19 protein-coding genes, 8 tRNA genes and 1 rRNA gene (1 of these 28 running past the window's edge) are annotated in these 21,758 nt (G+C 49.1%); all 28 read right to left on the bottom strand.

Translation table 11 applies throughout. The features are described from left to right. Positions 1-139: 139 nt before the first annotated feature. The gene (gene trxB / locus MNQ98_RS00815; RefSeq protein ID WP_241931465.1) at positions 140-1,093 is read right to left on the bottom strand and encodes a thioredoxin-disulfide reductase; all 954 of its coding nucleotides are present in this window, start codon (positions 1,091-1,093) and stop codon (positions 140-142) included. Positions 1,094-1,180: 87 nt separating this feature from the next. Continuing rightward, on the bottom strand, positions 1,181-2,848 hold the full coding sequence (locus tag MNQ98_RS00810) for a tetratricopeptide repeat protein (protein ID WP_241933807.1): 1,668 nt from the start codon (positions 2,846-2,848) through the stop codon (positions 1,181-1,183). A gap of 143 nt (positions 2,849-2,991) precedes the next feature. Continuing rightward, a complete protein-coding gene (locus tag MNQ98_RS00805) occupies positions 2,992-3,939 on the bottom strand; it encodes a ribose-phosphate diphosphokinase (protein WP_241931464.1) in 948 nt (315 codons plus the stop codon). A gap of 204 nt (positions 3,940-4,143) precedes the next feature. After that, the gene (hisJ, locus tag MNQ98_RS00800) at positions 4,144-4,968 is read right to left on the bottom strand and encodes a histidinol-phosphatase HisJ (RefSeq protein ID WP_241931463.1); all 825 of its coding nucleotides are present in this window, start codon (positions 4,966-4,968) and stop codon (positions 4,144-4,146) included. Between the two features lie 15 nt (positions 4,969-4,983). Further along, a complete protein-coding gene (gene hisIE, locus MNQ98_RS00795; RefSeq protein WP_241931462.1) occupies positions 4,984-5,685 on the bottom strand; it encodes a bifunctional phosphoribosyl-AMP cyclohydrolase/phosphoribosyl-ATP diphosphatase HisIE in 702 nt (233 codons plus the stop codon). After that, complete coding sequence (gene hisF, locus MNQ98_RS00790) at positions 5,682-6,440, bottom strand: imidazole glycerol phosphate synthase subunit HisF (protein ID WP_241931461.1); 759 nt, start codon at positions 6,438-6,440, stop codon at positions 5,682-5,684. The genes hisIE and hisF overlap by 4 nt, the downstream gene beginning before the upstream one ends. Positions 6,441-6,599: 159 nt before the next feature. Next, entirely contained in the window at positions 6,600-7,331 is a 732-nt protein-coding gene (gene hisA / locus MNQ98_RS00785) for a 1-(5-phosphoribosyl)-5-[(5-phosphoribosylamino)methylideneamino]imidazole-4-carboxamide isomerase (protein WP_241933806.1), read from the bottom strand. 23 nt (positions 7,332-7,354) lie between these two features. Further along, positions 7,355-7,975 carry an imidazole glycerol phosphate synthase subunit HisH gene (hisH, locus tag MNQ98_RS00780; protein ID WP_241931460.1) on the bottom strand — a complete coding sequence of 207 codons (621 nt, stop codon included), beginning with the start codon at positions 7,973-7,975 and terminating at the stop codon, positions 7,355-7,357. A gap of 2 nt (positions 7,976-7,977) precedes the next feature. Beyond that, positions 7,978-8,583, bottom strand: coding sequence for an imidazoleglycerol-phosphate dehydratase HisB (hisB, locus tag MNQ98_RS00775; RefSeq protein ID WP_241931459.1), 606 nt, complete (start codon positions 8,581-8,583; stop codon positions 7,978-7,980). 32 nt (positions 8,584-8,615) lie between these two features. After that, positions 8,616-9,914 (bottom strand): histidinol dehydrogenase, encoded by a 1,299-nt coding sequence (hisD, locus tag MNQ98_RS00770; protein ID WP_241931458.1) that lies wholly within the window; start codon positions 9,912-9,914, stop codon positions 8,616-8,618. A gap of 48 nt (positions 9,915-9,962) precedes the next feature. Continuing rightward, positions 9,963-10,613 carry an ATP phosphoribosyltransferase gene (gene hisG, locus MNQ98_RS00765; protein WP_208916584.1) on the bottom strand — a complete coding sequence of 217 codons (651 nt, stop codon included), beginning with the start codon at positions 10,611-10,613 and terminating at the stop codon, positions 9,963-9,965. A gap of 30 nt (positions 10,614-10,643) precedes the next feature. After that, positions 10,644-11,822, bottom strand: coding sequence for an ATP phosphoribosyltransferase regulatory subunit (locus tag MNQ98_RS00760; RefSeq protein ID WP_241931457.1), 1,179 nt, complete (start codon positions 11,820-11,822; stop codon positions 10,644-10,646). Between the two features lie 273 nt (positions 11,823-12,095). After that, positions 12,096-13,322, bottom strand: a complete 1,227-nt coding sequence (locus MNQ98_RS00755; RefSeq protein WP_241931456.1) for an acyltransferase — start codon at positions 13,320-13,322, stop codon at positions 12,096-12,098. Positions 13,323-13,597: 275 nt separating this feature from the next. Further along, entirely contained in the window at positions 13,598-14,104 is a 507-nt protein-coding gene (locus tag MNQ98_RS00750) for an acyltransferase (protein ID WP_241931455.1), read from the bottom strand. 13 nt (positions 14,105-14,117) lie between these two features. Then, a complete protein-coding gene (ppaX, locus tag MNQ98_RS00745) occupies positions 14,118-14,765 on the bottom strand; it encodes a pyrophosphatase PpaX (protein WP_241931454.1) in 648 nt (215 codons plus the stop codon). Positions 14,766-14,771: 6 nt separating this feature from the next. After that, positions 14,772-15,893, bottom strand: a complete 1,122-nt coding sequence (gene lgt / locus MNQ98_RS00740; RefSeq protein WP_241931453.1) for a prolipoprotein diacylglyceryl transferase — start codon at positions 15,891-15,893, stop codon at positions 14,772-14,774. Positions 15,894-15,904: 11 nt separating this feature from the next. Then, positions 15,905-16,843 (bottom strand): HPr(Ser) kinase/phosphatase, encoded by a 939-nt coding sequence (gene hprK, locus MNQ98_RS00735; protein ID WP_241931452.1) that lies wholly within the window; start codon positions 16,841-16,843, stop codon positions 15,905-15,907. Between the two features lie 336 nt (positions 16,844-17,179). Beyond that, positions 17,180-18,304 carry an ABC transporter ATP-binding protein gene (locus MNQ98_RS00730; protein WP_241931451.1) on the bottom strand — a complete coding sequence of 375 codons (1,125 nt, stop codon included), beginning with the start codon at positions 18,302-18,304 and terminating at the stop codon, positions 17,180-17,182. A 105-nt stretch (positions 18,305-18,409) separates the two neighbouring features. After that, positions 18,410-19,612, bottom strand: coding sequence for a PucR family transcriptional regulator (locus tag MNQ98_RS00725; RefSeq protein ID WP_241931450.1), 1,203 nt, complete (start codon positions 19,610-19,612; stop codon positions 18,410-18,412). Positions 19,613-19,716: 104 nt separating this feature from the next. Beyond that, positions 19,717-19,789: transfer RNA gene (locus MNQ98_RS00720), tRNA-Lys, on the bottom strand. A gap of 7 nt (positions 19,790-19,796) precedes the next feature. Beyond that, a tRNA-Tyr gene (locus MNQ98_RS00715) sits at positions 19,797-19,882 on the bottom strand. Between the two features lie 11 nt (positions 19,883-19,893). Next, positions 19,894-19,966, bottom strand: a tRNA-Phe gene (locus MNQ98_RS00710). A gap of 76 nt (positions 19,967-20,042) precedes the next feature. Further along, a tRNA-Asp gene (locus tag MNQ98_RS00705) sits at positions 20,043-20,119 on the bottom strand. Between the two features lie 14 nt (positions 20,120-20,133). Continuing rightward, positions 20,134-20,209, bottom strand: a tRNA-Thr gene (locus MNQ98_RS00700). Positions 20,210-20,230: 21 nt separating this feature from the next. Further along, a tRNA-Val gene (locus MNQ98_RS00695) sits at positions 20,231-20,306 on the bottom strand. 9 nt (positions 20,307-20,315) lie between these two features. Next, a tRNA-Met gene (locus MNQ98_RS00690) sits at positions 20,316-20,392 on the bottom strand. A 33-nt stretch (positions 20,393-20,425) separates the two neighbouring features. Further along, positions 20,426-20,517, bottom strand: a tRNA-Ser gene (locus MNQ98_RS00685). Positions 20,518-20,589: 72 nt separating this feature from the next. After that, a 23S ribosomal RNA gene (locus MNQ98_RS00680) occupies positions 20,590-21,758 on the bottom strand; it runs 1,757 nt beyond the window's last position.

The raw sequence follows: 21,758 nt of genomic DNA, 5'->3' as shown, positions 1-21,758 counted from the left end.
CTCCGTTTCGACCTATCTTCCTAGATTATAACAAATATAGAGAGCTCCATAATATACAAAAGTGAATCCATACCAGCCAAAATGCACAGCCACAAAAAAAGAAGCCGGCTGCCCGGCTCCTTGTCTATATACACGATGGTTACTTGTTAAGCGTTTCGCTCCAGTCATGAATCATATGGCCCTCAATGAACTTTTCGCAGTCCATAGCAGCCATACAACCCGAACCAGCCGCAGTAATTGCCTGGCGATAGCGGGTATCCTGTACGTCACCACACGCGAATACGCCTGGAATGTTCGTCTCAGTTGTACCTGGCTTAACGAGAATGTATCCTGTCGGATCGGTCGTAATCTGGCCGCCTAGGAAACCGGTGTTCGGCGTATGACCGATCGCCACGAACACGCCCTCTGCCTCAATCAACTCTTCTGTACCTGTTTCGTTATTGTGGACCTTCAGTCCTTTTACTCCGGTTTCACTAGTAACCACTTCAAGCGGAGTACGGTTCAAAGCCCATTCTACCTTTTCGTTGTCCCGTGCGCGGTCCTGCATAATCTTGGATGCGCGAAGCTCATCACGACGGTGAACCAGCGTTACGCTGGAAGCAAAACGAGTCAAGAAGCTCGCTTCTTCCATAGCGGAGTCGCCGCCGCCGATGACAATAATCTTTTTGCCGCGGAAAAAGAACCCATCACATGTTGCGCATGTGCTTACACCCCGACCAACGTTGTCCTGCTCACCAGGAATGCCGAGGTACTTAGCCGATGCTCCAGTAGAAATGATGACAGATTCAGCCAGCAATTCTCCCATTCCCTCTACGTTCACCTTGAACGGACGCTCCGAAAAATCTACGGATTCAACCCAAGCGCTTTTAAACTCGGCTCCGAAACGTTCTGCCTGCTGACGCATGTTGTCCATCAGCTCCGGCCCCATAATGCCCTGCGGGAAGCCGGGGAAGTTCTCCACCTCAGTCGTTGTGGTCAGTTGGCCGCCTGGCTGCATTCCCTCGATCACGAGCGGCTTCATGTTGGCACGTGCCAGGTAGATGGCTGCCGTCAGACCGGCAGGTCCTGTTCCGATTACGATTGATTTGTACATATTGAAGGCCTCCTTTAACGTCGTCAGTATACTTATCTTACCCTATAAAAGGTTGTTCAAAAAATCATCTTTTGAACACACACTTTATTATATATTTTCTGTGAAGGGACGGAAATTGTCATCACTTTGATCTTTATTTCCACACACCTGGTCAATCTGTCGGGCATATCGGCGTACGGTAGATGATGATATTCCGTAACGTAATGCTACCTCTTCATACGTATATGCTCGTCCACGCATTTTTGCCGTCATATATTCAAGAGCAGCCGCCCATCCCGAAGTATTGCGGATATTCGGAATATCTGGATACAACTTGCTCAAAAAGTCAGACCAGAGCGTTTCGAGCTCACGTTTCCAGAAGAGATCGGAACGCTTGTCCATCGTCTGAGAAGCTTTGTCCACGACCTCCTGCCAAGTCGGATGCCAGTCGGGCAATACTTCCTTACCTTTTACACCGGCTTCCCGGTCCTGTGTACGGCTTCTCTCACTCTCAAGCTGCTGCAGCACGAGACGCGCCGCATCCTTCAGATCGGCATCCTCGCCCGGCTCCTGCAAGAAGGATTGAAGCGCATGCTGCACTTCATCATCTGCAATGAGCTCAAGTGTCCGGATTACCTGCAGCTTGATATGGGGATCACCGTGACGCAGCGCCCAGAAGAAGGATGAGCGGATAAGTGGATTATGTTTCACTTCTTCCGTCATTACTTCTCCGTCATGCTCCCAGCGTTTAAACTGCTCCTCAAAGGGAAGATGATAATGATAGCTTACCTTCATCACCATCGTTCCAGTCTTCTTCCGGTGATGCAGCTGAGCGAGATAAAAATCCGGAATAACCGACCCCGGATCCAGCTTCTTGGCATGACGCCAATAATTCGCAGCCGATTCATACTGACCGCTGTTGCACGCTGCAACCGCCGTATAATGATAAAGACTCGGATCACTGCTGAACTCTTCGTCCTTCAACAACCGGCGGAAATGACTGTAAGCCGCTTCGTGCTTCCCTAGAATGCCCATCGTCGTAGCAAGTTTAAACACATGCTCCTGATGAAAAGGAACGGTGACGGCCAGCATTTCCACAAGACGGTTACGCTGATCGTTATTTCCCTCATGTTGAAAGAAAATAGCCAAATTGCATAATCCATGCAAGTTACCCGGCTCCTGCTCCAACACCTCTTCAATGGTTTGCTTCGCTTTAGCGAACCGGCCCATGTAATAATAGGCAAGTGCCAAATTGTTGCGAGCCGCAAGAAACTCAGGATAATCTCCTACAATTTCCTCCAGCAATTTCACAGCCTGAGCGAACTTTCCTTCTTCAAGAAGCTCCCTGGCACGCTCATGCTCAACCATGCCTTCCCGGCTCTTGATACGGTTCACCTTCGCTGGACGATTCAGCTCGTAATGGAGAAGTTCCATTAATTCTTCCGCCTCGTCCATAAATTGTCCGCTGGAGTCCTCCTCCAAATACGTAACCAGCGCCTTTTCCGCCTCTTCGAAAAGCTCCATATTAGCGTAATTGTTCGCCATATAGAAATAACATTCCGTCATGGAAGAATCGACTTTATCCAAAATATGCTGCAGCACATCGTTCGAGCCTTCGTAATCACCCGTCTCTGATAATATACCCGCCATGTTGCAGTGGTTCACCGGATTATCCGGTTCATATTCAACAGCTTTGCGAAAATATTTCAGTGCCTTGTCATATTGGTAACGATCAAGCGACTTTACAGCTCGATCAAAGAAAAAGTTGGCGTTCATTTCGATAGGTATAATATTATGCAGGCCATTTGACCCGGATTGATATCCATTCACGGAAGCAAGGCACCTCCTTTAACTTGCTCCTCTATCCCCAACAGTATAACACGTTACTCCGTCATTTGCAGAAAAAAAGACACCGGTTTTCACACCCCGGCATCTTTGAATAATGTAGCTATCGATCCGCCCTCAGTAATGATATGCGTGGCTCGAGCCAGCATAGGAGCAACGGAAAGTACCTTCAGAAAATCCTTATGATGATCAGGAATCGCAATAGAGTCCGTAACGACCATTTCCTCGATATGCGCATGGTCCAGCCGATCAAGCGCCTGTCCCGAAAATACACCGTGCGTAGCACACACGATAGCATCCCTCGAGCCGCGTTCCTTCAAGCCTTCAACCACATGAACAATCGTGGAACCTGTATCAATCAAGTCTTCAATAATAATCGGAGTCCTATCTTTCACATCCCCAATGACGTGTGTAATGACCGACTCGTTATGTGCCGGACGCTGCTTGATCATAATAGCAAACGGCGATCCCAAACGACTCGCCAGCTTCTCTGCTGTCGAGGCACGGCCAGCATCCGGAGAAACAATGACCGGATTCTCAATATTTTTGCTCTTTAAATAATCCGTAATGAGGTCAAGCGCCGTCAAATGATCAACAGGAATATTGAAAAACCCCTGGATAGCCGGTGCGTGCAAATCAATCGTAATGACACGGTTTGCACCAGCTGTGGTCAGAACATCCGCTACCATTTTAGCCGAGATCGGCTCCCTTGGTGCCGACTTGCGCTCCTGCCGTGCATATCCGTAATACGGAACGATAATGTTCACTGTCCGGGCAGAGGCCCGTTTAGCCGCGTCAATCATAACCAGCAGCTCTACGAACATCTCATTGATGGGTTGAGAGAATGACTGAACGAGAAATACATCGCAATTGCGAATGCTTTCCTCGTAATGAACATAGATTTCACCACTCTGAAAACGGGAAATTTTGATTTTTCCTAACTCGACGCCTAATTTCTCACTAATGCTCGCGGCCAACTGCGGGTTGGATGAGCCGGCGAATAGCCGAAGTTTACGATACATTTGGTCCTCCCGGGTACCGAAATTGGTTAGTACAGTTCATTGTGCTGTTGCCTGATTGATGTGTTTTTGCAAAAGAAAGCGCTGTCGCCAAAGCAGGCCGCCTTCGCATCTGTTTCAACTCTTCATAGAAGGTGTCACAGTAACGAAAACAGCCGTATTCACTCGAACTGTATAGTACTTATTTCTATTATACATCGGTTCATCCTATTCTTTCAAAAGAACCATTTCCCTTTTCCGGTTTTGGAAGGTTGCAACCTTCTCCACCCCAAGCTCCGACAGTAGATCGCGTGCTTTATCCAAATGATCACCCAGCTTCTGCGGCTGATGTGCATCTGAACCGAGTGTCAACGGAACACCGAGTCTAATCGCTTCCTCCAGCATTCTGCGGCTCGGGAACATCTCTTCGCATGCTTTCGAAAGGCCTGATGCGTTTAGCTCCATCGCTTTTCCACTGCGGCTAACCGCTGCTAAAGCCGCCTTCTCCATAGCAATCACTTCATCGGTATGTTCTGCGTCCGGACTGAAGCCGAATCGCTTGATCACATCTAGATGACCCATAATATCATACAGACCGGTTGCTGCCGCTTTTTGCACCGCATCATAATACTGACGGTACACCTCCAGCGGGTTCTTCCCTTCCCAGCCATGGGTTTGTCGGAAATCCGTTATATCCCATTCTCCGAGAAAATGAACCGAACCGATGACATAATCCCACGGATAATCCTGTATGATTTTTTCGATCTGCTTCTCATAACCTTCGATATAATCTCCTTCAATCCCGACGCGCACTTCGATCTGGCCTTTGTAGCGCTCTTTCAGAGACAAGCATTCCTCTACATAGCGGGGAAGCTCCTCCATCGGCATGGCCATCTCCGGATAATACTCTTCGGGCTTTACGTGAAGGAGAGGCATATGATCAGATAGACCGATCTGGTGCAAGCCCATCTCTATGCCCCGCTTTACGTATTCCTCCAGCTCTCCGACAGCATGACCACAGCGGGCATGATGGGTGTGGTAGTCGATGTACATTCCTTTCAGCCTCCCCTAATCGCGGCGGGGCCGTTCATGGCGTCGGCTCAGCTCATCCAAAATGTCATCGAGTGGCAGCTTGCGCTCCTGCAGCAGAACAAGCAGATGGTAGATCAGATCGCTGACCTCCAGGCGCAGTTCATCATTATCGCGATTTTTCGCGGCTATGATCGTCTCAGACGCTTCCTCACCAACTTTTTTGAGGATTTTATCCACGCCCTTATCGAACAAATACGTTGTATATGCACCCTCAGGCCGCTCTACCTCACGCTTGGCGATGATCTCTTCAAGCTCTGCCAGCACTGCAAAACGGTCACTTAACGCAGGGGTATCTTCTTGGCCCGATACGCTAGGCTGCCCTTCTACCGTGATTTCGTTATAGAAGCATGTATATTCACCGGTGTGACAGGCTGGTCCCTTCGGATTTACCTGTACCAACAGTGTATCCCCGTCACAGTCATAAGCGACGGACACAACGGATTGGATATTGCCTGACGTTGTTCCTTTATGCCACAGCTCCTGACGGGAACGGCTCCAAAACCACGTTTCTCCGCTCTCCAGTGTAAGGCGCAGGGATTCCCGATTCATATAGGCCATCATAAGCACCTGTTTGGTTGTCGAATCTTGAACGATCGAAGGCACAAGGCCCGCTTCATCCCATCGGATATGCTCAATAACCTGCTCCAGCGATAAGTCCTGCTTTATATCCTCACTCACCTGATGTCCACTCCCTTTTGTCTTAAATGTTGTTTGAGATCCGGTATGGAAATTTCCTTATAGTGAAATATAGTCGCCGCAAGGCCAGCATCCGCTTTACCTGAGGTGAACACATCGTAAAAATGATCCTCTTTCCCCGCACCACCAGAGGCAACTACTGGAATTCCCACTGCGCCGGATACAGCAGCCGTAAGTGCCAAGTCGAAGCCGTCTTTCGTGCCATCGGCGTCCATGCTTGTTAGCAAAATTTCTCCAGCTCCGAGAGTTTCCGCCTGCTTTACCCATTCCAGCGCCTTAATGCCGGAAGCTGTTCGTCCACCGTGGGTATACACTTCCCATTCGCCCCACGCCTCATTGTATTTGGCATCTACCGCTACGACAATGCATTGGGAGCCAAATCGGCGCGCACCGGCCGAGATCAGTTCAGGCTGCTTTACAGCCGCCGTGTTGATGCCGATTTTGTCCGCGCCTGCACGCAAAATCCGTTTCATATCGTCTACCGACGATATGCCGCCGCCTACGGTGAATGGAATAGCAATTTCCCCTGCCGTTCTTCGCACGACTTCTTCCATTGTAGCGCGACCCTCAACGGACGCTGAAATGTCCAGAAAGACCAGCTCATCGGCCCCTTCCCGGTCATACAGCGCAGCAAGCTCCACGGGATCGCCCGCATCACGGAGATTAACAAAGTTAACTCCTTTTACAACCCGTCCGTCCTTCACGTCCAGACATGGAATAATCCGCTTGGCCAGCATAATCCTCGCCCTCTTCCCTTTATCTTCACTCGCTTTAATCTGTACATAACCGGCACATTTCCCTATGCCGCAATCTCACCAAACATCTCCGAACTTGATCGAACCGCTAGAAAATTAACCGTCTCCAATTCCTCAAAGCAGCCTAATCCCGGCTAGACTCTAGCCAATAACGTTCACCGCTTCACTCAGATTAATGCTTCCTGTATACAGCGCCTTACCAACAATAGCACCTCCAACACCGTCCAAACGGTGCTTGCTGAGTGCTTTAAGATCATCCAGCTTGGTCACGCCTCCGGAAGCAATGACCGTTCGTCCGCTCGCATTGGCCAGCGACACAATGGCCTCCACATTCGGTCCTTGCATCATGCCATCACGCGATATATCGGTGAATATTAACGTCTCTGCACCTTTAGAAGCCAGCTCTTTTGCAAGTATTTCAGCCTGTACCTCGGACGTCTCCAGCCAGCCGCGAGTCGCTACATATCCGTTACGCGCATCAATGCCGATGGCGACCTTATCACCGTATTTGCCCAGTACTTCCTCGGTAAATGCACGGTCTTCAATCGCTGCCGTACCGATGATTAACCGGCTTACACCAATGGACAACAGACGCTCGACATCAGCAAGCGTACGTAGTCCGCCACCCACCTGCACAGGAACATTTGCTTTTGCCGCGATCTCACCGATAATGGCATCATTCACAGGATGGCCCACTTTAGCCCCATCAAGGTCCACCAGATGAATGTACTTGCCGCCCTGCTCCTCCCAAGAACGCGCCACATTCAGCGGACTGTCGTTATACACCGTCTCTTGGTTATAATCGCCCTGTACAAGTCTGACACACTTGCCTCCTAAAATATCAATCGCCGGATATATGATAAAAGATGACATGTTCATCCCCGCTTCCTAAGTTATTAAGCTTTTGAATCCGTCAGCACCAAAAAATTACGTAGCAGGCTCATACCGAGTTCCCCGCTTTTCTCGGGGTGAAACTGCATGCCGTATACAGAGCCGTTCCCAACAATCGCTGTCACCGGTTGACCGTAATCCGTTACTGCAAGCAGATGGGACTCCGCCTCAGGAAGGACATGATACGAATGCACAAAATACACATGCCCTTCCTCAAGCCCCGCAAACAGCGGATGTTCCGGATTATTGAACTGCAAGCTATTCCAGCCCATATGAGGCACCTTGTAATCATCGCCGGTAAACCGCACCACCGATCCAGGCAAAATATTCAGCCCTTCATGACGTCCATACTCCTCGCTTTGGCTGAACAGGAGCTGCATGCCGAGACATATGCCGAGCAGTGGCTTCGGCCCGAATGCTGCCTCTTTCATCACCGCGTCAAGACCCGTCTCGCGCAGATGCTCCATCGCATCGGCAAATGCGCCGACCCCAGGCAAAATAATACCCTCTGCCGCCAAGATGGCCTCCCGCTCCCCGGTAACAAGCGGCTCATATCCGAGCCGCTCTACCGCCTTGCTTACACTGTGCAAATTGCCCATGCCATAATCCACAATCGCGATGGCCATGGCTACAGCACTCCCTTCGTGGACGGTACTCCCGTCACACGTGGATCAATGCTTGTCGCCTCATCCAAAGCACGGCCAAGCGCTTTGAACACGGCCTCAATCATATGGTGTGTGTTATGTCCGTAATGGACGATGACGTGTAGCGTCATCCGCGCTTCCAGCGCCAGCTTCCACAAGAACTCATGCACCAGCTCCGTATGGAACGAGCCAACCTGTTGGGAGGGGTACTCTGCACGGTATTCAAAATGCGGGCGGTTGCTAATGTCGATAACGACCTGCGCCAGCGCCTCATCCATCGGCACAAACACACTCGCATAACGCTTGATGCCTTTTTTATCCCCCAGAGCTTCACGCAGCACCTGGCCAAGGCAGATCCCGATGTCCTCCACCGTATGGTGATCATCAATCTCGATGTCCCCGTTCGCTTTCACACTGAGATCGAATTGTCCGTGCTTTGTGAACAGATCTAGCATATGGTTCAGAAAAGGAACATCAGTCTCCAGCTCAGATACACCGGTCCCGTCTACGTTAAATTTAAGTGAAATGTCCGTCTCGTTCGTCTTGCGGCTGACACTCGATGTCCGCCCTTTCGCTTCAAAGCTGCTCACGATGTTTTCCCCCTTGTATATGACTCTGACTCCTACATCTTCTCCTGCTTCTGCTCTTGCTCCAGTCGAACACTGATCGCCCGTGCGTGACCCTCCAGTCCTTCCCGCCGGGCCAGCTCCATGATCGTCTCACCGTCACGGAGCAGTGCCTCCTTGCTGTAGTAAATCATGCTCGACTTCTTAATGAAGTCGTCCAGATCCACCGGAGAGGCGAATCTCGCGGTCCCGTTCGTCGGAATGATATGGTTCGGTCCGGCAAAATAATCACCTACCGGCTCCGAGCTGTATGGACCAAGGAAAATAGCCCCGGCGTTCTCGATCTGGCCTACAAGAGCCATCGGCTCTTCTGTCATGATCTCAAGATGCTCCGGTGCCAAGCGGTTCACTACCTCGATGCCCTCCTTGAGGGTGTCGGTCACGATGATCGCGCCATAACTGTCCACCGATGCTCGGGCTATATCACGCCTTGGTAGCAGTTCAAGCTGACGCTCCACTTCTGCCGATACGGCTTCTGCAAGCGACTGTGATGGTGTTACCAGCACCGCTGATGCCATCTCGTCATGCTCTGCCTGTGACAGCAGGTCAGCCGCTATAAACGACGGCTGTGCTGTATCATCAGCTAGCACCACGATTTCACTCGGCCCTGCCATGCTGTCGATGTTGACAACTCCGTACACTTCTCGTTTAGCGAGAGCCACATAAATATTGCCGGGACCGCAAATTTTGTCTACTGACGAAATACTGTCTGTTCCATAAGCGAGCGCGGCAATGGCCTGAGCCCCGCCAACACGGTAAATCTCGGTCACACCCGCTTCCGCTGCTGCAACCAAGATATAAGGATCAATGCCCTCTTTTCCCCGAGTTGCCGGCGGTGTAACCATGACGATCTCAGGTACTCCGGCTACCTGTGCCGGAATGACATTCATGAGCACAGAGGAGGGGTAGGCAGCTTTTCCGCCCGGAACATACACACCGACCCGCTTCAGCGGCCTGATGATCTGTCCGAGAATGCTGCCGTCCGGTTGAAGATCCATCCAGGAGCTGCGCTTCTGCTTCATATGGAATGCACGGATGTTATCCGCTGCTGCCCGAATCGCGGTCACAAAAGATGGCTCGACATGGTCATAAGCTGCCTTAAGCTCAGCCTCTGGTACTCGCAGTTGATAACTCTCCAGCTTCATATTATCGAATTGTTCCGTATAACGAAGCAGCGCAGCATCTCCTTCCGCACGTACCGCCTGAACTACTGCTTTTACCGTTTCGTTCTGTTCCGGCGTTCCGTAATCGCTCTCCCGCTGCAGTTTGAAATCTCGTACCGATACTACTTTCACCGTAGATTCCCCCTTACCTCTCCTCTTCATGCTTTTCGTTTCGTCCATTTACATTTTCTGTCTATTCGCTTCCCCAGCCAGTATCACCTGTTGCAGGCGGTCACACAGCTCCTGAATCTCACGATTCTTCATCCGGTAGCTTACCCGGTTGGCGATTAATCGGCTCGTAATTTCAAATAGGCTCGTCATTTCCACAAGGCCGTTCTCCTTCAGCGTCTGTCCGGTTTCCACCATATCCACAATCCGGTCCGCCAAACCAATGAGTGGCGCGAGCTCGATAGAGCCGTTCAGCTTCACGACCTCAACCTGCTGCCCTTGCTCCCGGAAGTATTGCGACGCCACATTCGGATATTTAGTTGCTACTCGCTGCTGAATATCCGGCGTCCAATCCGGAAGTCCAATAACCGACATCCGGCATCTTGCAATTCCGAGATCCAACAGCTCATACACGTCCTTGTTCTCTTCCATCAGCACATCCTTGCCCACAATACCGATGTCCGCAACGCCATATTCCACATAAGTCGGTACATCAACCGGCTTCGCCAGAATAAATTCCATTCCTGCTTCCGGCAAAGGGATGACCAGCTTACGTGTATCATCGATATCCATGGGAATCGGTAATCCGGCTGAACGGAACAACGCGGATGCCTTTTTATAGATTCGCCCTTTAGGCATAGCCACTTTCAATATATCCGCCATCTAACGCACCTCCTTACGTTCAAATCTATTTTACGAAAACGTGATGATTTCCTCATAGCCTTGATGGAGCAGTCCGTGCTCGGGAGCTTGAACCTCACTGGCACCCGTTATTAATGTGGTGACAACAACTTTCCCTTCACCACGTAGCAGAGTAGCCCTCGCAAGGCCTTCTTTACGATAATCGGCTGTGTACTGTACCAGAACCGGAAGCTGCTTAGATGTCTCCTTCACTCGGACACCATCCAAAATGCGGTTTGTTTTCAGTGCAAAGCCTGTTGCAGGAACATTGCGTCCAAACTGCTTCAGCAGCTTGTCGTAACGTCCGCCGCTCGCTACAGGTGAACCAATCTCCGCAGCGTACCCTTCAAATGTCATCCCCGTATAGTAGGAAAAATCTCCAATCATCGTCAGATCGACCAGCACATGCTCCGAGACATCATACGCCTCAAGTACTTCCCACACCTTGTACAGATGCTCAATAGAAGTACGGGCCAACGGATTGCCGCTCAGCTCCAGAGCCTGTTCACAGATTTCCCTGCCACCACGCAGACGGAGAATTCCCTCTAGCTTATCAGCTTGACTGCTGGACAGCCTCAAGCCGGAAATGGTGTTCCGGTAGCCGACGTAGTCCCGATTCAGTAAATCGTGCTTCAGGCTCTCCTGATCTTCTAACCGTTCAGGAAGTACCTCTTCCAACAGACCATTCAGAAATCCTACATGCCCCAGTGCTATTCTGAATCGTTCCACACCTGCTGCCTGCAGCGATTCAATCGCCAGCGCTACGACTTCTGCGTCCGCCTCAGGTGAATCATCGCCAACCAACTCCACGCCAGTCTGAAAGAACTCGGCCTCCCGACCAGCCTCTTCTTCAATCGCGCGAAACACATTCGCGTGGTACGAAAGGCGAATAGGCAGCGGCTCTTCCTTCAGCAGCGATGCCACCACTCTGGCAATCGGTGCCGTTATATCCGAACGGAGCACCATCGTCGTGCCCCGGTTGTTTAGCAGCTTGAACAGCTTCTGGTCAGACGTCGAACTTGCGACACCAACCGTATCGTAATATTCCATCGTTGGCGTCATGATCTGCCGATATCCCCAGCGGTCCATACACGCAAGCACTTGCTGCTCAATCCGGCGTAGCCTTGCTACCGCATGTGGGAGATAGTCCCGGACGCCAGCCGGTTTTTCAAAGCCTTTTGGTTTAGACATGACGTTACACCTCAAATCATGATATTCTTTATTATATTAAAGTGCTACCATACTACCAAAGTAAAGAATATTGGCTATATTACCATAGATCTTGCCTCATCGTCAATCCAATATGTTTATTCTGTCATTATAACCCACCTTCGTCTAACAAGTGGAATATATTCAACAATGCAAAAAAGCCGTCCGATTACCGGACGGCTTCAAGCTGGCTGATAGCCTGAAATTATATAAAGTTTTGATTGCAATACACAAGGGACATCAAGTTTGCGATCCTTACAAATCAACCGATTTCTTGCTTTCCCCTGCCACAGACTCCTGCTTCTTCTGACGCTCTGGTTTCGAAGGGGCCTTCGGCTTCAGGGAACGCGGCACACTACCAAGTAGAACCCATGAACCTGGAATGCGTCTCAAAATGAACTGAACGACCAGTGCACTCACAATAAGTGCTGACACCATACCACCATAGATCCACATCAGGTAATCATCGGTCACCGGATTCAAATTGAAGTCATATAGACGATAGAACGCAAGCCACAACGGATGTACCAGATAAATGGCAAAGGAAAGTTCGCCAATCCGCGTCAAGACAGCAATGATCTTTTTCCAACCGCTTTGATACAGCCAGTTGGCAGCCTGCATCAGAACTATTGCTGAGAAGACCGTATGCATGTTCCATAGAAATTCATACCATAACGAGTCGTACTTTGCTCCAAGCAGTCGCGTGTTGTACCAAAGCTGCACATGTGTCAACGCCATCAACAGCCATCCGCCCCAAAGAGCAATCGTAGCACGTTTTTGACGAGAGGTCTGTTTCTTCCATGCCGAGGTTAACCATACTTTATACTTATCGTAATTGATCGCCAGATAAGCACCCAACATGTAGTAAGCCAAATAGGAAATCGCAAGACTGCCTTTCGTTGAGTAATGCAGCTCATACTTATTCCATACGATAAAGCCCCACTGGAGCAGGAAACCGATCGGCACCGCCCAGCGCACAAGAAATTTCGACGATTTAAACAGCTTCAGGAATAACGGGAACAGAATGTAGAACTGCAGACTGATAAACACAAAGTATAAGTGCGTGTAGTTCTGACCCTTGGCCAGTCGTTCAAAAAACACCGGAAGCTGCGCACCGAGATCCAGCGAGCTGTTCAGAAGACCATTTTGATACAGTCTGACGAAGAAATAACCTATCGAAATAAGCAGATAAGGGAGCAGAATGTACAGCAGCCGTCTTTTATAGAAATTGGTGATCAGACTCTTGGTCAATGGACGGTCATAATAATTGTAGAACAGGACAAAACTGCTTAGAAAGATAAACGATGGCGTCCCGTACTTAAAAAATATATTCAGAAAGTTAATAATATAGTAGAAGCGAGAGTCGATCGCATCCACGGTCGCAAATGAGGTCGCATGCACATGCAGTACGCCGAGAATGGCCAGCGCCCGATATATGTCCAGCTGCGGCAACCGTTCTTTCTTGATTTGAGTAGCTTCCATGTTTTAATTCTCCTTTAAAAATAGAGTAGAAACAGACACCCGAAGCGGCAAAATAAAAAACGCTCAGCTTGGCTTAACGACAACAGAGCGTGTAGGGGCGGCTGTTTGCTATTTCCAGTAATACTAGAGATAGATGAAACTCAGACTTTATGTCAAGGAAAAAGCCCCACAAGGCTGTTTACCCGGGGGACCATTCATTTATTGTTCTCGTGTTGTTTACCTTATTCATTTTACAACAAAAACAGCTATTTTGGAACCTAAGGCAGCACTTTGGCTCAAATTGACTCCTCTTCCGGTGTTGTCCGGCGGAGTTCTCGCAGCGGATTACCGCCCACAAAAGCGCCCGGAGCCACATCTTTATGAACTACCGCACCAGCCGCAACCACAGCACCGTCACCAATCGTAACCCCAGGCAAAATCGTCGTATTGGCACCAATCAATACATTTTTACCAATAATAACTTCACCAAGCCGGTATTCCCGAATGAGGTATTCATGAGCGAGGATTGTGGTGTTATAACCAATTACAGAGTTTTCGCCAACCGTTATCTTTTCCGGGAAAAATACATCCACCATGACCATTAATCCAAAAGCTGTATGCTTGCCAACTTTCATCCCGAGCACGTTCCGGTAGATCCAATTTTTCATCGGGAGCACAGGACAGTAGCGGGCCAATTGAACGAAAATAAAGTTTTTGACTCCCTTGAACGGACTCACTGTGCGGTATATATGCCACAACGCGTTATGCCCCTCCACAGGGTGGCGGGTTACCTTTCTAGCCATTACACCTTGGCTCCTATTCCTGTTTCTGTCCTATGATTGTAAATATGTCCCGCATGTCTTTTAAAATATAATCCGCGCCGTAATCCCTTAGCAGCTGCTCACCTTTCAGTGACCAAGCTACTCCGGCAGCTTGTACTCCAGCAGCCTTCGCGGACTGGATGTCTACAGAACTGTCGCCTACCATCAAGGTAGTCTCTGGATTGCAGCCAAGACTCTTCACGGCCGTCAGTACGGGTTCCGGATGCGGTTTCGGGTTCTCCACATCGTTAACTGTGACCACGACGGACATATACTTTTCCAGATTGAACTTTTCCAATGTCATTAGTGTCGATGGACGAATTTTTGTTGTAACAATACCCATGGATATTCCTTGACCATGCAGCCATTCCACCACCTCATTCACATGAGGGAACGGACGAACCATCTCATCATGATGCTGCTGATTGTATGTACGGTAAAGAGGGACCAGCTGGCTCACATCGTCAAGTCCGGAAAAGGCTTGAAGCTGATATTCCAATGTCGTACCCATATGCGGGATAATGCCTTCCCTCGTCAGAGGCCCTTTTGGCCCCTTTTCAAATACATGCATAAACGAGGATATAATTAATTCATTCGTATCTATAATGGTTCCATCCAGATCAAACAGTACAGTTTCTATCATGCTGTCCTACTCCTTTTTGTCCTCCGCCTCTCTCTTGGAGCGTTGGTTCTCATCCTGAGGGGAGTCATCCGGTCCTGCTTTATCGGCCGAATCCAGTACGCTCTTGTCATGAACAGACGACGGATTAGGCGATGGTGTTTGTGCTGGCTTCGGTTTGCTGACTTGCTGTTGTTTACGGTTCAGAGCTGCTTCCGGTGTTGGAGCTACTCCTGGTTTGGTGCAGACGATCGGGTCCAGATAACGTTCATTCGCTCTCCCGGTTACCCGCCGAACAATAATCAGTATGATTCCGGCAACAACTATAATTACTGGCAGCAGTTGTGAGATACGGATGTTTCCGTACGCCGGATCCAAGTAACCCTGCTCGAAGCCCATCCAGGTCATCGGACTCCACAGAGCGTTGATGAAGGATTCCAGGCCCGATGGTCCTTGAAATGCCAAACTATCCGTACGAACTGCCTCGATAAAGAATCGTCCAATGGAGTACCAGATGAAATATCCAATAAACAGCTCACCCATACGCAGGAACTTCTGTCTGCGAAGTACGAGTAACAGAAGAATCCCTACGAAATTCCACATTGATTCATATAGGAAGGTCGGATGATGAAACACACCTTCCACATTCATTTGATTCACGATAAAGTCTGGTAGATGAAGTTTATCCCGAAGAAAAGACGCTTCTACAGGACCGCCGTAGGCTTCCTGATTGACAAAGTTACCCCAACGTCCAATCATCTGACCCAAAAGCAGCGCGGGTGCACACATGTCGGCAATCCGCCAAAATTTATATCCTTTATAACGAACGTAAATAATTGCACATATGATAGCGCCGATCAGGGCGCCGTAAATGGCTATACCGCCGTTCCATATTTTGAATACATCGAGAAAGTTATCTTTATAATCTTCCCATTTGAAGGCAACATAATAAATTCTTGCTCCAATAATGGCTGAAGGCACGCCCAAAAGCAACAGATCCATGAAGAACTCCTGAGGAATGCCAAAGCGTTTCCCTTCACGGATAACAAGTAGCAGTCCTGCCAATGCGCCCAAACCCAAAATGATTCCATACCAGTGGACGCGCAGCGATCCAATGGAAAAAGCAATCGGATCGATCAGCAATGTTGACATTGAATTCCCCCCTAGTCCAAATCATCCATATCATCGGCAATAGTTGCCGTTAGTTTGTTCGTAAACTGCAGTGCTGCATTCAGCCCCATTTGTTTCAACCGGTAGTTCATCCCGGCTACCTCGATGATAACGGCCAGGTTTCGTCCTGGGCGAACCGGAATCGTAACCAGCGGCACGTCCGTATCAATAATGCGCGTTGTCTCTTCATCCAATCCCAGACGGTCATACTGTTTGTCCTGCTGCCAGGCTTCAAGACGTACAACGAGCGTAATCCGTTTGTTATTCCGGACCGCACCCGCACCAAACAGTGTCATTACGTTAATGATGCCAACCCCGCGGATCTCCAGCAAGTGACGGATTAATTCCGGTGCTGTACCATGCAGCTGAAAGTCCGACGTTTGACGGATTTCTACCGCATCATCTGCAATCAGACGGTGACCCCGTTTCACAAGCTCCAGCGCAGTTTCACTCTTACCAATACCACTTGTTCCGGTAATGAGCATACCCACACCATAGACATCACACAGTACCCCGTGGATGGTTGTCGTTGGAGCAAGTTTGCGCTCCAAAAAGCCGGTGATCCGGCTTGTCAAAATTGTTGTCGCCATACTGCTTCGCAGCACAGACAGACCTTTTTCATTGCTAACTTCCACCAACTCTTCAGGAACTTCCAATGAACGTGTAACCACAATGCAAGGTGTCTCATCCGTGCAAAGACTGCGCATACGCTCTCTGCGCTCCTCAGGCTTCAGCATTGCAAAAAAAGCTAATTCGGTCCGACCCAGCAGCTGAACTCGATCCCGTGGATGATATTCAAAATAACCCGCCATTTCCAAGCCTGGACGGTTGAGATCGTCCGTTGTAATTTGACGTTTCAAGCCTTCTTCACCTGAGATGACCTCCAGCTGGAACTGCTGAACCAGCTCAGACACTTTCACTTTTTTGGCCATGGTCTTACCCCTTTTCGTCCGTATGTTGAAAATCATAACGCGGCCCAGACAGGTGGCCCGCTCACAAATGTTATCGTTTGTAATTAAGAAAAACCCGCAAATAACACACAGATTGAATATTCATCTGCCCACTAGACTAACAGTTATGTAAGCCTTACTTCCTGATATCTTAAAGGAAATTAGCACTAATTGCAATCTTGCTGGGTGCTCCCTACTATCTCATAAAACTCTAAATATGTGTCCGGTAATCTTCTGCGATTATCTCTAAATCTTACCTTATATCTAAAAAAACCGCCCCACAGGGCGGTTTTTCGTGGAAAGCCGACTGTCGGAGAATTAGTCTCCCAACAAAACGTTCAGTTCGGACTCTTTATCAAAGATATGAACTTTGTTCATGTCGATTGCCAATTTAACGTTATCACTTTCACGAGTCGTGGAACGTCCGTCCACACGGCCGATAACCGTTTCAGTACCCAAGCCACTCAGGTACAAGAGCATTTCGTGACCCAAGTTCTCAGTAACGTCAACTTTTGCGCTGAAGATTGTGTTTGGAGAAGCTTCCAAGAACACTGGCTCTTCATGAATATCTTCTGGACGAAGTCCCATAATCACTTCTTTCCCGATCATGGATTTGTTCTTCAGAAGCTGTGCTTTACCACCTGGTACTTGTACGTTCAACCCTTGAGCTGTGAAGTACACTTCGCCGTTTTGCTCGGACAATTTACCGTTGATAAAGTTCATTGTCGGGGAACCAATAAAGCCGGCAACAAACAAGTTACTTGGACTGTTGTACAACTGCTCCGGAGAATCAGCCTGCTGAATAATACCATCCTGCATAACTACGATACGATCACCCATCGTCATAGCTTCCGTCTGGTCATGCGTTACATAGATACAAGTGGTTTCGAGACGTTTAACCAGCTTTGTAATTTCAGCACGCATCTGACCACGCAATTTAGCGTCCAAGTTGGAAAGCGGCTCATCCATCAAGAAGACTTGCGGATCACGGACAATCGCACGGCCCAAGGCAACACGCTGACGCTGACCACCGGAGAGAGCTTTTGGCTTACGCTCCAGCAAATGCTCAATATCCAAAATTTTTGCTGCTTCACGTACACGCTTGTCGATCTCATCTTTCTTAACTTTACGAAGCTTCAAGCCAAAGGCCATGTTCTGATACACATTCATGTGCGGATACAAGGCGTAGGATTGGAATACCATCGCGATGTCACGGTCTTTAGGAGCTACATCGTTAACTACACGGTCACCAATGTAGAGTTTACCTTCGGAAATTTCTTCGAGTCCAGCGATCATCCGCAAAGTTGTGGATTTACCGCAACCGGAAGGTCCTACCAAAACCAGAAACTCTTTATCTTTAATATCGAGGTTAACATCGATTACTGTTGCCTTATCGGATCCTGCATATTTCTTGTAAATGTGCTCTAAACGTACGCCTGCCATGCTTGTTGCCCCCTCATATTAAGTGTTATGAAATCGAATACATTTTATAGTCTATATATTACCCCATAGGCATCTTACTGGCTATACACAATCTGCACAAAAAACTTATTTCCTTTTCGTTACTTTATACAATAGGAGCGTAATTTTCACCAAAACCGCATCACCGAAGCTCCGGACATCCAGGCCCGTCTCCTGCTTAATCTTATCCAGACGGTACAAAAGCGTATTCCGGTGAATATAAAGGCGCTTGGCCGTTTCACTCACATTACAGTCTAAATCAAAAAAGCTTTCCAGTGTAGACAAAGTTTCCGTATCTTCAAACACATCCGTATGATGGCTGGCATACTCCTCTAAAAACCGACTTCGCTGCGGTTCCGGAATACTGAACAACAGGCGCTCCAAATGAAGACCCGTCGATAAATGAATATGCTCCTTGACCTGAAAGGTCCGTCCGATAATCATCGTTTCACGCAGCTGCCTTAGACCATCCGGAAGATCTTGCTGCACTTTCACAGCCGGAATGGCGGCAATATGAAAGTCCCCCACCCATTCGTTCGAAACCAGTTCATACAATCCCATGCAAAAAAGAGAAAGCAAGTCCTGATCTCCTTCGCCTGTGGCATCATCCTTCTCATCCGTCAGTCCATCCAGCAACTGAGGATCAGCAAGGACAAGCCACTCCTTCTCCTTCAACGGAACCAATACAATCTCACCGCCAAAATAGCTGCGAAGCAGCCTTTGCAGCGATTTAAAGGTGGTGTTTGCCGGATGCTCACTTTCATTAGCAAGCAGAAAAGGAATCATTTCCTCGGACATAGCCACTTTTTCGGAAAATTCCTCTGGCAGTCCAACTTGATATTCCCCCGCATCTACACGTGTATTCAGCCATACGCCCATCAATTGGGCATTCCGCTCTTCTTCTGCTTTGACATCGTTCCGTGGACCTTTAACAGAGGAGGCACTATCCGCTATACTGGACAACAGCAGTCCAATCAGCTTCACTTCGGACTCCGTCACCATTGCAGCCGGTGCTGTAATCACTACAGGCAATTCATTGTGAGCAGGGATTGTAAACCATACTTCACCCTGACCTGTATAATAAACAGCTCCTGCATCAATCAGTTCTTTATTACGATTCTTCATTCGCGATACGCTATGAGACTTTCTGTCTGATGCCTGTTCTTGAAGGCTGGACTGCTTCAAAGATTCCATCATCATTCTGGTCTCTTTCTCATCCAACAATTTGAGCGCCATAGGAATTCCTAACGCGTTCTTCAAGTTCAGAAGTATTTGCTCCATCTCCGCCATTGATGACTCCACCACTTTGTCATTTTCTTATTATATTAACATATCTACCGCAGACAACTGAAATGCAACAAAAAAGCCGTCAACAATGTTGACGACTTCTGTGATGAGCCATGAAGGACTCGAACCTTCGACACCCTGATTAAAAGTCAGGTGCTCTACCAACTGAGCTAATGGCTCTTAAAACTGGTGGAGGATGATGGATTCGAACCACCGAACCCGTACGGGAGCAGATTTACAGTCTGATGCGTTTGGCCACTTCGCTAATCCTCCAGGATTAAAGGTGGCTCGGGACGGAATCGAACCGCCGACACGAGGATTTTCAGTCCTCTGCTCTACCGACTGAGCTACCGAGCCATATTAAGTTTTTACAAAAAAAACAGTGTGAAGCGATTTAACTTCGCACATGAATCCAACCATTGAGTATAATAAATGGCGGAACTGACGGGATTCGAACCCGCGGTCTCCTGCGTGACAGGCAGGCATGTTAGGCCTCTACACCACAGTTCCGCATTTAAAATAACTGGTGCCGGCGAGAGGACTTGAACCCCCAACCTACTGATTACAAGTCAGTTGCTCTACCAGTTGAGCTACACCGGCGTATTCAATTCTAAAAATCAATGGTGGAGGCTGAGGGGTTCGAACCCCCGACCCTCTGCTTGTAAGGCAGATGCTCTCCCAGCTGAGCTAAGCCTCCAGGTATGTATGGTAGCGGCGGAGGGGATCGAACCCCCGACCTCACGGGTATGAACCGTACGCTCTAGCCAGCTGAGCTACACCGCCATATCAACACAGGATACATTCAGGTTATATTAATGGCGGAGAGAGAGGGATTCGAACCCTCGCACCGCTTTCGCAGTCTAACCCCTTAGCAGAGGGTCCCCTTATAGCCACTTGGGTATCTCTCCATCATAACCTTATTGTAAGTTACAGAGATTGACTCCCTGAAAACTAGATACGAAACATCATTTGCGAATATTTAGGATAAGCCCTCGACCGATTAGTATTGGTCAGCTCCATGCATTGCTGCACTTCCACCTCCAACCTATCTACCTCGTCGTCTTCAAGGGGTCTTACTAATTGGGAAATCTCATCTTGAGGGGGGCTTCACGCTTAGATGCTTTCAGCGCTTATCCCTTCCGTACGTAGCTACCCAGCCATGCTCCTGGCGGAACAACTGGTGCACCAGCGGTACGTCCATCCCGGTCCTCTCGTACTAAGGACAGCTCCTCTCAAATTTCCTACGCCCACGACAGATAGGGACCGAACTGTCTCACGACGTTCTGAACCCAGCTCGCGTACCGCTTTAATGGGCGAACAGCCCAACCCTTGGGACCTACTTCAGCCCCAGGATGCGATGAGCCGACATCGAGGTGCCAAACCTCCCCGTCGATGTGGACTCTTGGGGGAGATAAGCCTGTTATCCCCAGGGTAGCTTTTATCCGTTGAGCGATGGCCCTTCCATGCGGTACCACCGGATCACTAAGCCCGACTTTCGTCCCTGCTCGACTTGTAGGTCTCGCAGTCAAGCTCCCTTATGCCTTTGCACTCTTCGAATGATTTCCAACCATTCTGAGGGAACCTTGGGGCGCCTCCGTTACTCTTTAGGAGGCGACCGCCCCAGTCAAACTGCCCACCAGACACTGTCCCCGCACCGGTTCACGGTACTAGGTTAGAACCTAGATACGATCAGGGTGGTATCCCAACGGCGCCTCCACAGAAGCTTGCGCTCCTGTTTCTTAGGCTCCCACCTATCCTGTACAGATCGTACCCAAATCCAATATCAAGCTGCAGTAAAGCTCCATGGGGTCTTTCCGTCTTGTCGCGGGTAACCTGCATCTTCACAGGTATTAAAATTTCACCGGATCTCTCGTTGAGACAGCGCCCAAATCGTTACGCCATTCGTGCGGGTCAGAATTTACCTGACAAGGAATTTCGCTACCTTAGGACCGTTATAGTTACGGCCGCCGTTTACTGGGGCTTCGGTTCATAGCTTCGGATTGCTCCTAACCACTCCCCTTAACCTTCCAGCACCGGGCAGGCGTCAGCCCGTATACTTCGCCTTACGGCTTCGCACAGACCTGTGTTTTTGTTAAACAGTCGCTTGGGCCTTTTCACTGCGGCCCCCTCGTGCTATTCACACTACCGG

Source organism: Paenibacillus sp. N3/727, from assembly GCF_022637315.1.
Classification (GTDB): Bacteria; Bacillota; Bacilli; order Paenibacillales; family Paenibacillaceae; genus Paenibacillus_AQ; species Paenibacillus_AQ uliginis.
This window is presented reverse-complemented; position numbering and strand designations above follow the sequence as displayed.